General features: G+C 44.5%; 14 protein-coding genes and 1 tRNA gene. 2 read left to right on the forward strand and 13 right to left on the reverse strand.

Annotation, left to right across the window (positions count from 1 at the left end):
• Window position 1: 1 nt before the first annotated feature.
• The 7 genes from opp4C to rpsF all read right to left on the reverse strand — a co-directional run bounded on the left by opp4C (window position 2) and on the right by rpsF (window position 7,060).
• On the reverse strand, window positions 2-925 hold the full coding sequence (opp4C, locus tag AC0VZ8_RS33630) for an oligopeptide ABC transporter permease (RefSeq protein WP_475485666.1): 924 nt from the start codon (window positions 923-925) through the stop codon (window positions 2-4).
• Window positions 926-937: 12 nt separating this feature from the next.
• Window positions 938-1,900: an ABC transporter permease gene (locus tag AC0VZ8_RS33635; protein WP_220687052.1), complete on the reverse strand. Its 963-nt coding sequence runs from the start codon at window positions 1,898-1,900 to the stop codon at window positions 938-940.
• A gap of 66 nt (window positions 1,901-1,966) precedes the next feature.
• A complete protein-coding gene (locus AC0VZ8_RS33640; RefSeq protein ID WP_475485667.1) occupies window positions 1,967-3,730 on the reverse strand; it encodes an ABC transporter substrate-binding protein in 1,764 nt (587 codons plus the stop codon).
• A gap of 722 nt (window positions 3,731-4,452) precedes the next feature.
• Window positions 4,453-5,127: an SOS response-associated peptidase gene (locus tag AC0VZ8_RS33645; RefSeq protein ID WP_475485668.1), complete on the reverse strand. Its 675-nt coding sequence runs from the start codon at window positions 5,125-5,127 to the stop codon at window positions 4,453-4,455.
• A gap of 811 nt (window positions 5,128-5,938) precedes the next feature.
• Window positions 5,939-6,211: a 30S ribosomal protein S18 gene (gene rpsR, locus AC0VZ8_RS33650; RefSeq protein WP_006207333.1), complete on the reverse strand. Its 273-nt coding sequence runs from the start codon at window positions 6,209-6,211 to the stop codon at window positions 5,939-5,941.
• Between the two features lie 21 nt (window positions 6,212-6,232).
• Window positions 6,233-6,727, reverse strand: a complete 495-nt coding sequence (gene ssb / locus AC0VZ8_RS33655) for a single-stranded DNA-binding protein (RefSeq protein ID WP_071219337.1) — start codon at window positions 6,725-6,727, stop codon at window positions 6,233-6,235.
• A 48-nt stretch (window positions 6,728-6,775) separates the two neighbouring features.
• On the reverse strand, window positions 6,776-7,060 hold the full coding sequence (rpsF, locus tag AC0VZ8_RS33660; protein WP_009591503.1) for a 30S ribosomal protein S6: 285 nt from the start codon (window positions 7,058-7,060) through the stop codon (window positions 6,776-6,778).
• A gap of 238 nt (window positions 7,061-7,298) precedes the next feature.
• On the opposite strand from rpsF, the gene AC0VZ8_RS33665 reads away from it, so the two are divergent.
• Entirely contained in the window at window positions 7,299-7,493 is a 195-nt protein-coding gene (locus AC0VZ8_RS33665) for a YjzC family protein (protein WP_071219336.1), read from the forward strand.
• Window positions 7,494-8,069: 576 nt separating this feature from the next.
• On the opposite strand, the gene AC0VZ8_RS33670 is transcribed toward AC0VZ8_RS33665, so the two are convergent.
• The 4 genes from AC0VZ8_RS33670 to AC0VZ8_RS33685 all read right to left on the reverse strand — a co-directional run bounded on the left by AC0VZ8_RS33670 (window position 8,070) and on the right by AC0VZ8_RS33685 (window position 9,753).
• Window positions 8,070-8,160 (reverse strand) — tRNA-Ser (locus AC0VZ8_RS33670).
• Window positions 8,161-8,266: 106 nt separating this feature from the next.
• Complete coding sequence (locus AC0VZ8_RS33675) at window positions 8,267-8,488, reverse strand: DUF951 domain-containing protein (protein WP_071219319.1); 222 nt, start codon at window positions 8,486-8,488, stop codon at window positions 8,267-8,269.
• A gap of 67 nt (window positions 8,489-8,555) precedes the next feature.
• Window positions 8,556-9,452 carry a mechanosensitive ion channel family protein gene (locus tag AC0VZ8_RS33680; RefSeq protein ID WP_475485669.1) on the reverse strand — a complete coding sequence of 299 codons (897 nt, stop codon included), beginning with the start codon at window positions 9,450-9,452 and terminating at the stop codon, window positions 8,556-8,558.
• A gap of 16 nt (window positions 9,453-9,468) precedes the next feature.
• On the reverse strand, window positions 9,469-9,753 hold the full coding sequence (locus tag AC0VZ8_RS33685) for a putative Se/S carrier protein (RefSeq protein ID WP_475485670.1): 285 nt from the start codon (window positions 9,751-9,753) through the stop codon (window positions 9,469-9,471).
• Between the two features lie 230 nt (window positions 9,754-9,983).
• Between AC0VZ8_RS33685 and yyaC the strand changes: the two genes are divergently transcribed.
• Window positions 9,984-10,589, forward strand: coding sequence for a spore protease YyaC (gene yyaC / locus AC0VZ8_RS33690; protein WP_475485671.1), 606 nt, complete (start codon window positions 9,984-9,986; stop codon window positions 10,587-10,589).
• On the opposite strand, the gene AC0VZ8_RS33695 is transcribed toward yyaC, so the two are convergent.
• Window positions 10,564-11,064 carry a DUF4446 family protein gene (locus AC0VZ8_RS33695; RefSeq protein ID WP_475485672.1) on the reverse strand — a complete coding sequence of 167 codons (501 nt, stop codon included), beginning with the start codon at window positions 11,062-11,064 and terminating at the stop codon, window positions 10,564-10,566. The two genes, yyaC and AC0VZ8_RS33695, sit on opposite strands and share 26 nt — an antisense overlap.
• A 38-nt stretch (window positions 11,065-11,102) precedes the next feature.
• Complete coding sequence (locus AC0VZ8_RS33700) at window positions 11,103-12,251, reverse strand: aminotransferase class V-fold PLP-dependent enzyme (RefSeq protein ID WP_475485673.1); 1,149 nt, start codon at window positions 12,249-12,251, stop codon at window positions 11,103-11,105.
• Between the last annotated feature and the right edge of the window lie 128 nt (window positions 12,252-12,379).

A 12,379-nucleotide genomic window follows, 5' to 3' on the forward strand; every position in this document is an offset into this window, starting at 1 on the left:
CCTACTTCTTCATTTTCGGGTCAAGTGCGTCGCGAAGCCCGTCACCGATCAAGTTGATTGCAACTACGGTAACCAGAATACACATACCTGGCGGAATCCATAGCCATGGTCTCTTCCGGAAATCAATCAAGTTGTTTGCCGCAGAAATCATATTTCCCCAGGATGGTGTTGGTGGAACAACCCCAATTCCTAGGAAACTCAGTGCCGATTCATACAGGATAGCCCCTGCTACACCAAGGGTTGCAGATACAATGATGATTGGAATCGTATTAGGAAGCAGATGGCGGAAGATTTTTCGGCGATCTTTAAGTCCCAAAGCTTCGGTCGCTTGCATAAACTCCTGCTCGCGGAGCCCCAAAATTTGACCGCGAACGAGACGGGATATACTACTCCAGCCGAGTACCCCGATAATTAACATCAGGAAATAGATACGATCTGACGGTTCTACCTTCAAGTCTGACAAAATAGCGCCCAAGATGATGAGGATTGGGAGCGTAGGCAATGCCATAAAGATGTCGGCCATACGCATAATCAGCGTATCTACCCATTTACGATAAAATCCTGCCAAAGCGCCAAGGGTAGCACCGATAATAATGGAAATACCTGTGGCTACAAGTCCAACAGTAAGGGATATTCTACCTGCGAGCATCATGCGCAGGAGAATGTCGCGTCCCAGTTTATCGGTTCCTAACCAATACTTCGAGCTTGGAGGCAAATTCTTGTCAAGCACACTGTAATCATAAAGGGAATAAGGTGAAAATACAGGGCCAACAAAACACAACAAAAACATAAATACAATTATGAAAAGTCCGATGACAGCGAGACGGTTTCTGGAAAAACGACGAATAGCAATTCGCCATGGGGAATCCGGCCGCTTCTTCGGAACTGGTAGATTCGTTTTTAATGGTGCAGTCTCTGCGGACAAGTGAATCTCCTCCTACTTTAAGCGAATTCTTGGATCTGCAGCTCCATATAGAACGTCAGACAACAGGTTGCCCAGAAGTGTCAGTACGGATATGAATACTGTGAACCCAAGCATGAACGGATAGTCCCGCATACTGATCGATTCCAAATAAACTTGACCGACCCCGGGCCAGATGAAGATTTTCTCCATGATGATGGCTCCACCAAACAAGGATGGAAGTTCAAAACCCATGAGAGTAATAGCAGGAAGCATCGCATTGCGCAGCGCATGCTTAAATATTACCGTGCGCTCCTTCAATCCCTTTGCACGGGCTGTGCGGATGTAATCCTGACGGATAACCTCCAGCATGCTTGTACGGAAATACCGCGTCAAACTACCTGTGCTCAGCATCGTAAGTACGGTAACTGGTAAGAACATATGCCATGCAATATCGATGAGTTGATCCCATGTGCTTCCGTTCAGTCCTGAAGTCTTCATTCCGCCAACAGGAAACCACCCTAAATCCAAGGCAAACAACTTGATAAGTAAGAGTCCGATAAAGAAAGACGGCAGTGACATACACAAGAAGACTAATAAAGTTACGATCTTATCAAACAACGAATACTGAAACTTCGCTGAGAACACGCCAGCAAAAGCAGCTATAATCCAACTTAATATTAAACTGAAAATCGCAACAAAAAAGGAATTCCATACGTAATTATTCATTACGGTTGTGACAGGTTGTTTGTGCACAAGGGAATCTCCGAGATTACCCTTTAACATATTACCGACCCATGTAAGATAACGCTCAACAGGCGGCTTATCCAAACCATAAATTTCCCGAAGCTGAGCTGCTTTCTCAGCAGTCATCGTCGGGTTGTTCACTGCAGTGATATAATCACCTGGTACCAAAGATGATATAGCAAATATGAGAATCGAAATCCCGATCATGGTCGGGATGATCTGCAGCAGCCTCCGGATAATGTACTGCTTCATAATATTCCTCCCGGCTTATAAGTGCATATGCCCAGCTCTTGCGAGCTGAGCATATGTTTCTTGATGCTATTGTTGAATTTCTGCTTTGTACAGGTCAACTACGAAGTTTTTGTAAGGTGTGATGTCAATGCCGTTCAATCTGGAGTTGATTGCCCACATATCACGTCTTTGGTAGATCGGAAGATCTGGAACGTCCTTGTTCAGAATTTGGTATGCTTCCGCATAAGCCACTTTACGCTCTTCCAAATCAAAGGCATTCAGACCTTTCTTCATAGCTGCATCATAGTCAGGATTGGAATAACCGAGGTCATTTTGCTGTCCATCTGTGATATACACCGTGGAGTCTGGGTCTGGAGTCAAGCCCCAAGCAGCAAAGAACATATCGAACTCGCCTTTATCCTTCTTATCCATGATTGCATTAAAGTCCAAAGTTTCAGCTGTCAATTTGATGCCCAGCTCTTGGTAGTTCGTTGTCATAATCGGAATCAAAGCATCAATTACCGGGTTGTCAGCAGTTGCTGAGAAATGAATTTCGAATTTCTCGCCGTCTTTCTCGCGGATTCCGTCAGCACCTGGAGCCCAGCCTGCTTCATCAAGAAGCTGCTTCGCTTTCTCCATATCAAACTCGTACGGCTCAATACCTTCATTCGTGTAAGCCCATGATTCGCTGGATTGTGGAATATTAATTACGTTCGCATATTTACCATAGATGATTTCAACAGCTTCAGCACGATTCAAACCGTACATCAAAGCCTGACGAACTTTAGGATCTTGGAATTTAGGATTTTTATGGTTCAGTGCAACATAGCCGTAACCATTGTATGGGAACATGTTATAGTCCAAGAAGCCCATTTCTTTAACAGCTTCTACGTTATCTTCGCTCACGGAAATCATATCCATATCGATTTCACCGGATTGGAACATAGCCAATTTGGTTTCGTCGGTTGTAGTCTTGTAGATGACGTTCTTAATTTTTGGTGCGCCCAAGAAATAGTTGGGATTAGCTTCCAATACTACTTCTTGTCCAGGAGAGAAGCTTTTCAGTACATATTGACCACTGCCGACTGGTTTGGCATGCAGGTCTTTCATGTACTCCAGGTTTCCTTGCTTGTAATCTTTGCCATAAATGGATTCTGGAACAAAATATACAGTACCCAGATTATCCTTGGTCATGGCATTTGCTTCTGTAACTTCGATTTCAACGGTATTGTCATCGATGATTTTAATACCGGAAATCTCGTCAGCTTTACCATCGTAATAATCTTTTCCGCCTTTAATGTTAACAGACAGAATGTCGGATTGTCCGTCATAGCTTTTGTCATGTAAAACTTTCATGGCGAAAGCATAGTCTTTTACAGTAACCGGATCGCCATTGGAGTATGTCACACCCGGCTTCAATTTGAACGTGTATTTTAATTTGTCTTCCGACACTTCAACGCTCTCAGCCAGGCGATTACTGTAAGTTCCATCCCCATTCAGAGCGAAAAAAGAATCGAAAATTGCGTCTACAACATAACGGTCGTACGCTGTTTGCCAGTAGAATGGGCTAAATACCCCTTTAGGTGCTGTCATACCAACAACGAGTGTGTCTTTACGTGCCAACGCAGTCGCGGGATTAGCAGATGGATCTGTTGCCTCGAAATAACCCTGGCTGTCGTCTCCAGTTTCAGCCGGCGGTTCTGTAGTATCTTTGTCGCCTTCAGCTGGTGGTGTTTGCTCTGTTTGCTCCCCTTGACTTGGCTGTTCTGCTGTTCCTCCGCTCGAACATGCTGCCAGTACCGTGATGGCCAAAAGCATGATTGCAAGCAGGAGTGACATTCTTTTCTTCATGCGAATCCTCCTCTTAAAAAATGTTGTTGCATTATAAATTATCAGGACGAATATTGAAATCATCCTTAAATAATTTCGGTATTAAAGTTCTCTAGGATGTCATTGCATGATGTGAAATAATTTGAAAGTTTTACAGAAAATATACCATTGGTCAATTAGTGCCAAAGTCTCTAGCAAAATCTTCTTGCCTATAAAATTAATGTTATGATACGTGTAAATTTAGGTAACGTCAATTACTTTTTTTCATATTTCTCAAAAATCATGTTTTTAACGTCGTTTTTGAGGTTAATAATTAAGTTTATCTCCGTTGTATATCCTTAGTTTACTGAAAATGTATGTAATATCAAGATTTATTTACAATTTATAGCTATAATCACTTGTGGTTTAATAGTGTTTGTGTAATATTTTATTACACAAAATCTAAAATTTTATCTATTTCTTCATTGGTCGGGTTATATAAGTTATGTATATGTTATATTATTTTACGTATTCTACGATTGTCTTCCTTGATTACAACTAGAAACCATTTTTATGTAATATATTATCCTTGCGATATGCTTCAATTCGGTATTAGATGACGTGTATTTATGCTTCTGCTTTCTCATAGTTTAGCCTCCTACAGCGTTAACGCTTAAAAAAAGCAATCCAGGACTGTGGTCCGGATTGCTTTTATGTTGAATTCCATGTCAGATAAATCAACCTTGCTCTTTCATACTTGCGAACTACAGATTCTTCACCCAAGCGAGCTTTAAATCCATCTCTTCAATGCACTGCTGGTGATCATGCGTATCGTCAGCCACTAAAGGCGTCACCGGGTACATTCGCATCTGCCCGCGATACGTATGAAGCAGCCGATGCACCGCATGTTTTCCTTGGATCTCCGGATTCAGCCACTTTTCCATGTTTTCCTCTGACAGAATCGCCGGCATTCGTGTTTCGAACTCTCGAATCGCTTCATTGGCCTCTGTCATTAGAACCGTGCATGTTCTCATTTCATTTCCCCTGGCATCGCGCCATGTCTCGTATAAACCAGCCATACCGAATATTTCATGATCCCCGATTACGGTCCGTAACGCATAACTTCGTTTACCAACCGTTCGCCAGTAATATAAACCGTTACAAGGGATCACACAGCGTCTTGTGTCAATCGCTTTACGGTAAGTGGGATTTTGATCAACGGTTGTAATATCAGCATTGACTGCGTCTTTACCCCAATAGGGCACTAACCCCCATCGATACTCATCAAGCACTCGTTCTCCCTGTTCTTGTATAATGACCGGCATGGTTTGGGTAGGGCTAATGTTGTACCGGCTCTTGTAGTAATACATTACCCGATTAATGCCAAAGCGTTGATTCACTTCATCGATCCCTGCGGACAGCGAGAATCGTCTACACATATAACTACCTCCTTTTTCCTTTATCGTTTGGATAATGGAGGCGGAATATGCATAATAAGACTAACAACATGGAGCTTCCACTGCTTGTACGCTTGTATCCCTGGAGTGGACATCATAAAATTGAAAGGTTTCTGCAAGTTTTATGTAATCACAATATTAAATTTTCTGTACCACTCTGTCGTGGCAATGTTTTTCTATCATGTTTGTATACGATAGACATCATTCTTGAGTGTGTATGCATGGGGGGCTGTATAAATCGTTCTCTTTTCTTAGGCATCTTTTCGAGGGTATATTACTTTCAAAGTGGAGATCGCCCCAGCGTTCATTTGATGAGCTGGTACATACCTATATATAATAGAAGGAATTTTTTCAGGTTGCTTCTTTTTCACCTTCATAACCGGTTTTTTATTTCTTACATGGAGTACTCCGTTATGTATAAAAGTGTATTGCTTACAATAGACACTGTCCGTTTAAAGAAGACACCATTTCAGGGCTTTAAAACTGGAAAGCTTTACACCAAGCTTGTATTTGTCGGCAGCTATTATTCTTCTTTAGTGTACACTCTGGGGAGACACGATTCTTCCGTGGAGACATTGTGCGTCCCAACATTTGGATAACTCCTTTTAACGCCGAAATGAATATTGCTTCAAAGCCCTGAGCTTTCATACTTGTGAGGTACGCTTGGTTTTACTTATATGGCCCTCGTCTCTAACAATTCTCATCACATCTCTCATTAAGCCAACCCTGGGTTCTTCCATAATAAAAAAGCGGACCAGCCTATGATTAGGCTGATCCGCTTTGACACAAATGATTACTCAGTTGTATATGGAAGCAATGCGATTTGACGGGAGCGTTTGATCGCAATCGTCAGGGCACGCTGATATTTAGCGCTAGTACCTGTTACACGACGAGGCAAAATTTTGCCGCGCTCGCTGATGAATTTCTTGAGCAGGTCTGTATCTTTATAGTCAATGTGAGTAATTTTGTTCACAGTGAAGAAACATACTTTACGACGCTTGTTACGGCCGCCGCGGCGTGCCGGTCTTTTGTCGTTGTCTCCGCCTTCTCTTTGTTTAAAAGCCATGTGTTGTCAGTCCTTTCCGTATTAAAATGGCAAATCATCATCCGAAATATCGATCGGTTTTCCTTCATCGGAAAAAGGATCCTGATTGTTGTTTCGCGAGTAGTTATTGTTTCCGCGGTTTCCGCCACTGCTATTGCTGTTGCTTCCTCCGCTAAACGATGATTCCTCACGATTTCCTCCGCCACCGCTTGTTTCACGGTTTGACTCCAAGAAGCGAACATTATCGGCAATGACTTCGGTGACGTATACACGCTTACCTTCGTTATTCTCGTAATTCCGCACTTGAATGCGCCCTTCTACAGCCGTCAGACGGCCTTTACGCAGATAGTTTGCACAAGTCTCCGCAAGCTGTCTCCAGGTCACGACCGGAATGAAATCCGCTTCGCGCTCCCCGCCTTGTCCGGTAAACGGACGATCGACAGCAAGTGTAAATTGCGTTACAGCAACACCTGAAGGAGTATATCGCAGCTCGGGATCCTTAGTCAGTCGGCCAATCAAAATGACACGGTTCAACAATCCAATCCCCTCCTTAGAACGAAATCAATTACAAAGTTTTTTTACGTATTAAGCAACGTCGTTCGTGATGAGATAACGAATAACTTCGTCAGAAATCTTCATGAGACGCTCAAGCTCAGCTACAACTTCAGGTGTTGCGTTGAAGTTTACCAGAACGTAGACGCCATCACGGAATTTCTTGATCTCATACGCAAGACGGCGTTTACCCATTACGTCATGCTTTGTAATTTCTCCGCCGTTGGAGATGATGCCTTGGAATTTATCGACTGCAGCTTGAACAGCTTCTTGTTCAATGTCAGGACGAATAATGTACATCACTTCATATTTGCGCATATGTTTCACCTCCTTATGGACTTCGGCCCTCAATCTCTGTTGAGAGCAAGGAGCGAGTCTAACTCGCACCATAATACTATATCAGAACGGGTGATCGGATGCAAGTTTCTTTTCGGTGCTGAATCTGCGCTCTTCCCTTTATTCCCGCGCCTTTCTCACATTCCCTGCAATGATTTAGGGTCCAATGGCGCATGATAATACATGCAGTCCATCCATCATAATGAGGAGGAATTCCACAATGGGAGAACAGTCCGAATTTCGTGCGGGTGACAAAGCCCCAAACAACGGTATTTATATGGAAGTGGGCGTTAGAGACCACATCATGGGCATCGAGAACCCGCGTCAAATCAAAATGAGCAAGGGCGACACCTTTCCCGAAACCCAAAATGATGATCGTGTATGGTTAAACAAACGCCGAGTGCAGCCTAAGTAATAGCACTGAAGTGATCAGCCTCAGGAGCCTTTGCACATCGTGCCTACGGCATCTTGTGCGGTGGGAGTTGTCAGAACATGGCTTGAAAACTGTCAGCTAATCCATGTAAACTAAACATTTAATGTTGGGATTTTCATCCAGTGAAATTCGCATGTATACAAACCGACCTTTATGCGCACATTATAATCAGGCGGTGCATGAGAGAGGTGTGGTTCCGTTGAACGTTGCAGCAGAACGACGCATGAGGTTTCTGATCGTCACACGGATTGCAAGCTGAGGAAATGAGCCGAATGCTTGACCGCTTGGACAAGTGAAGCTATTGACAAGGTTCGCAGAAGTGCTGATAAAATGATTCCAATTCACAAGCACCGCCTACCCAGAAAGAAGGGCCCAATCGGGCCCTTCTTTTTTCGTTCAAAGCTCGGGAGTTTAGGTCAGGCTTGTTGGCAACGAAAAACACCCTCATGCAGATGATCTGCATGAGGGTGTTTTATTCAAGGGCGCTTTACAGCTTAATGCCTAACTTATGTATCAAACATCGTTTATATCCATAACAGCGGAACTTTAAACGATTGGTGGCGGAAAGGGTGGGATTCGAACCCACGCACGCCTTGCGACGCCTAGCTGATTTCGAGTCAGCCCCCTTGGGCCTCTTGGGTACCTTTCCACAGCAGAATTGATTATATCATGGAAACGTTATCTGGTCAATAGCTTGTCGATCTCACTGTTCCTTGGATTTCAATGACCGCTTGGAACGCTTAGGAGAGGAGATATTACGGTGTATCTCCCGCCCCTTCCGTCTCCTGAGCCGAACGCAAAACCTTCTTCATATTCTTCTCAAACTTTACACGGGGAATCAACACGCTATGCTGACACTTGGTACATTTGATCCGAATATCCATCCCCATGCGAATAATCTCCATCTCATTATTTCCACAGGGATGAGGCTTCTTCATCTGAACGATATCCCCTAACTGAAATACCTTGCGCTCCATGGCTATCGCTCCCTTTTACTTCTATTACTTCTTCTATCTATTATATATCATTGGATAACCGATTAGATCAAGCCTGAACGCGTTCTTGTCCCATATCCCGTTCTTCAATAGCCTGTTTGATATCCGTAAATATCTGGCGCTCCACGTTTTCCCTTGCATTGGGATTGCATTCGGCCACAATACGAACAACATATTCAGAAGTATTCAATGACTGGATTCCTAATACATCCGGTGTCCGCTGGACCTCTGGGCGACGGTCCATGATTCCCGTAAGGGCCGACTGAATCAGCGTAATCGTATCCTTCACCTGCTGGTCGTTCTTTACGGGTAAATCTACAATGGCTAATGAATTGGAAAGGGAGTAATTCGTGACGCTGGTAATCATTCCGTTCGGAATAATATAGGTCTCCCCATTCAATCCCTTAACTCGCGATGTGCGAAGTCCGATCATTTCGACAGTTCCCCGGTACTCACCACTCTTGATTACGTCGCCTACTGCAAACTGATCCTCGAATATAATGAAGAATCCGGTAATAACATCCTTCACTAAACTCTGTGCACCGAAACCTATTGCAAGGCCAAGTACCCCGGCACCGGCTAACAGTGGTCCTAACTCGAAGTTGAACTCTGAGAGAATGATCAAAATCATGACAAAGTTGCACACAACAGAGGTTACATTTTTTAGCAACTCCCCTACCGTGACAAACCGTCTTGAGTTCACTTGAATTCGGCTCTTCTCCTGCCTAAGGATAAACTGATCAATCATCTTATACACAACTCGTATTACGAGACGCGTCAGAATAAAAATGATAATGACCCGAATGCCGGATGACAGAACATTCATCCACATCTCTTCATTCGTTAACCATCTCCATATCTGATCTTTCAAACCCTTAGCCTCCTTAGTCATACTCCCCAAATCGACTCCGTCTGTTTCCCCAGATAAGTAACTAAAGCCCCTCATCCCTGATGTCCTCCCCTTACTCTTCGATGTTGATATACTTCTCGTTGTTATCTAGCGCAAAGATGCCCCGGATCTCCACACGCTCCTGTCGGATGATCGCTTGAACATCATTTAACGCATCAGGCGGGAATTGAATCGATAATGCACAGCCAGCCGTAATCTCTTTTGGTGTAGGAAAAAGATCAATTTCGATATCCGCGTACTCCAGCAGCATTTCTGCACGCAGCGCCTGCTGGGTGGAATCAAATGCGATCAACATCGCGCCTTCCACTGCCCCGTCCCCCTCCATCATGGCTATCATTTCCTCTTATTTCTTCTCACCATCATTCCCAATGATTAAGAGTTTTATATAAACCTTTTCATAGATCAAGTATATTCATATACCTCATTCTGCCCAAGCACATTCCTTATCCTGAGAACATTCTTCTGTCCGAGTTGAATTTAAATCACATTTTAAGCGAATCCCAAAGTATAAAAACAGTCTTTCATCCATATACTGATACTACCAAATGCAGACGAAAGGAAGATTCTATGAACCGTCTATCTAAAATCACGTCTCGCCCGGAGGCTTCCAGCTTAAAAATACCACACACGGACCCTAATATCCATTCTGCTATTATACATCGCTTGCTCTTCCATCTCTCTAACGCCCGTATTCAGCATCGTCCGCTTGTCATTGTCTGCATCGGTACCGACCGGTCTACCGGCGATTGTCTGGGACCCCTTGTCGGCACCTCACTTGCACGCTACAACAGTCCTCTGTTTCATCTCTACGGTACACTGGACGAGCCTGTCCACGCCATGAATCTGAAGGATACGCTAACGGCGATATATGAAAAATTCGACAACCCTTTTGTGATCGGCATTGATGCGTGTCTGGGGCAGTCATCAAGTGTAGGCTCTATTCAAATATCCGATGGACCTCTAAAGCCCGGAGCTGGCGTACATAAAGAATTACCGCCGGTCGGCGATATCCACGTAACGGGCATCGTCAATGTCGGCGGCTTTATGGAATACTTCGTATTGCAGAACACTCGCTTAAGCTTGGTCATGCGGTTGTCCGATATTATTGCAACCTGCCTATTTGCAGGCATTAAAGAGTGGAACCGTTCTACCCTTCTTGCAGCGCAAGAGTGACGGCCTCTTTTTCTTCCGGAGACAATGGATATTTGGACTGCCCATCCTTCAGTGGTTTAGCGTACACATAGGAGCTCTCCCGGTTATGCAGACCGGTCAGCACAATCCCTTCCTCTTGTTCACTGAGAATAGCCAGGGAGAAGCTCATTTCGTTCCCCCGCTCGCCAAACGCATTGTATCGTACGATACCAACCTTGGACTTCATCCCTTTCAAACTGCCGCTGATTGTATCCAGCATTTTTTGATGATGGGCATGGCCCTCTTCAATCTCATCCATTTGGATTTTCAATTGGACCAACAGCGATTCGATATCTTCTACCCCACTGCCTGCCATCATCGCATCATAACGACGCTTCATTTTACGCAGTTTTGTCCCTTGAACAATTAAAGTTACCCATAAGATCAAGATGATCATGACCATTCCGACGACAAACCAATGAAGCTGCTCCATGATCAATTCATTTAATTCAGACATGCTTTCTTCCTTCCTCTTCTCCATCTTGATCTATTTGATTATCTATGAATTTTTGCAATCGCCTTTCGCATGAGCTCTACCTCGTCACGGCTAGTAGACATCCCCACACTCGCTCTGACTGCACCTGTCTGTTCCGTGCCTGATGCCATATGAGCAAGCGGTGTGCAATGATAACCAGCACGCACGGCAATCCCATATTCCCGGTCCAGTCGAAAAGCTAACTCAGACGCGCTGTATCGCTCTGACACAAAAGCTACGATACCTGTCCTCGCTTGACCAAGTGCAGGACCTAATATACGAAGGCCTTCTACCTCTTGCAGACCCTCAATCATATATTGGGTTAGCTCCCATTCATGCTGGTAAATATGCTGCGGTGTCCATTCAAGCACCTTCTTCACACCCGCTTGCAGTCCCGCATATCCAATCGTGTTAGGCGTCCCTGCCTCATATCGATCCGGACGTACCGTCGGCTGTTCAATAGCCTCTGATTGACTCCCTGTGCCTCCGTGCAGTAATGGTTCCAGATCAATATCAGGCGAGATATACAACCCGCCTGTTCCTTGCGGCCCCAGAAGCCCTTTATGCCCCGGAAAAGCCAACATGCCTACATGCATCGCCTCCACATGAATATCCAGCATACCGGCACTCTGGGCAGCATCTACGAGCAGTACAGCCCCTTTTCTCTTCACCAGTTCACCGATTTCAACGAGAGGAATGATTGAACCAAGAAGGTTGGAGCTGTGACTACACACAACAAGCCTAGTATTAGAACGAAAAGCTCCCTCTATTAGTTGCACATCAAGCTGACCTTCCTCATCGACAGGAATATAGTCTACTTGTACCCCTCGGGTGCGTTTCAAATACTCTAACGGTCTGCGCACTGAATTATGTTCAATCATGGTAGCAATCACATGATCGCCTTCACGCAAATACCCTTTGATCGCTAAGTTCAACGCTTCTGTTGTATTCGATGTCAGCGCAATATCATTAGGATTCTTTACCCCAAACAAGTCTGCGAGCGTCCTCCGTGTTCCATAGAGCACACGGGAAGCTTTCACCGCCATCCGGTGACTCCCACGTCCCGGATTTGCAGCCGCCTCTTCCATCGCCTTTCTCATCGCCTCAAATACTTCAGGCGGCTTTGGCCACGAAGTGGCTGCATGATCCAGATAAACGATCGGGTCCATGATACTTCACCTTCATCTTTGCCGTATTGGTGTCTCTTAACAGGATATATCCAAATATCTTCAAGTTCGGAGTATCAAGGCCGTGGCTTCATGTTTAGTTAAATAAAGACATATCTCATTCCCCTTAC

The organism is Paenibacillus sp. QJM3NY_38, assembly GCF_056173265.1.

Coding starts and splice junctions, on each gene's coding strand:
- AC0VZ8_RS33635 (WP_220687052.1), bottom strand. CDS start 1,900: ATGAAGCAGTACATTATCCGGAGGCTGCTGCAGATCATCCCGACCATG.
- AC0VZ8_RS33640 (WP_475485667.1), bottom strand. CDS start 3,730: ATGAAGAAAAGAATGTCACTCCTGCTTGCAATCATGCTTTTGGCCATC.
- AC0VZ8_RS33645 (WP_475485668.1), bottom strand. CDS start 5,127: ATGTGTAGACGATTCTCGCTGTCCGCAGGGATCGATGAAGTGAATCAA.
- rpsR (WP_006207333.1), bottom strand. CDS start 6,211: ATGGCTTTTAAACAAAGAGAAGGCGGAGACAACGACAAAAGACCGGCA.
- rpsF (WP_009591503.1), bottom strand. CDS start 7,060: ATGCGCAAATATGAAGTGATGTACATTATTCGTCCTGACATTGAACAA.
- AC0VZ8_RS33665 (WP_071219336.1), top strand. CDS start 7,299: ATGGGAGAACAGTCCGAATTTCGTGCGGGTGACAAAGCCCCAAACAAC.
- AC0VZ8_RS33675 (WP_071219319.1), bottom strand. CDS start 8,488: ATGGAGCGCAAGGTATTTCAGTTAGGGGATATCGTTCAGATGAAGAAG.
- AC0VZ8_RS33680 (WP_475485669.1), bottom strand. CDS start 9,452: ATGAGGGGCTTTAGTTACTTATCTGGGGAAACAGACGGAGTCGATTTG.
- AC0VZ8_RS33685 (WP_475485670.1), bottom strand. CDS start 9,753: ATGATAGCCATGATGGAGGGGGACGGGGCAGTGGAAGGCGCGATGTTG.
- yyaC (WP_475485671.1), top strand. CDS start 9,984: ATGAACCGTCTATCTAAAATCACGTCTCGCCCGGAGGCTTCCAGCTTA.
- AC0VZ8_RS33695 (WP_475485672.1), bottom strand. CDS start 11,064: ATGTCTGAATTAAATGAATTGATCATGGAGCAGCTTCATTGGTTTGTC.
- AC0VZ8_RS33700 (WP_475485673.1), bottom strand. CDS start 12,251: ATGGACCCGATCGTTTATCTGGATCATGCAGCCACTTCGTGGCCAAAG.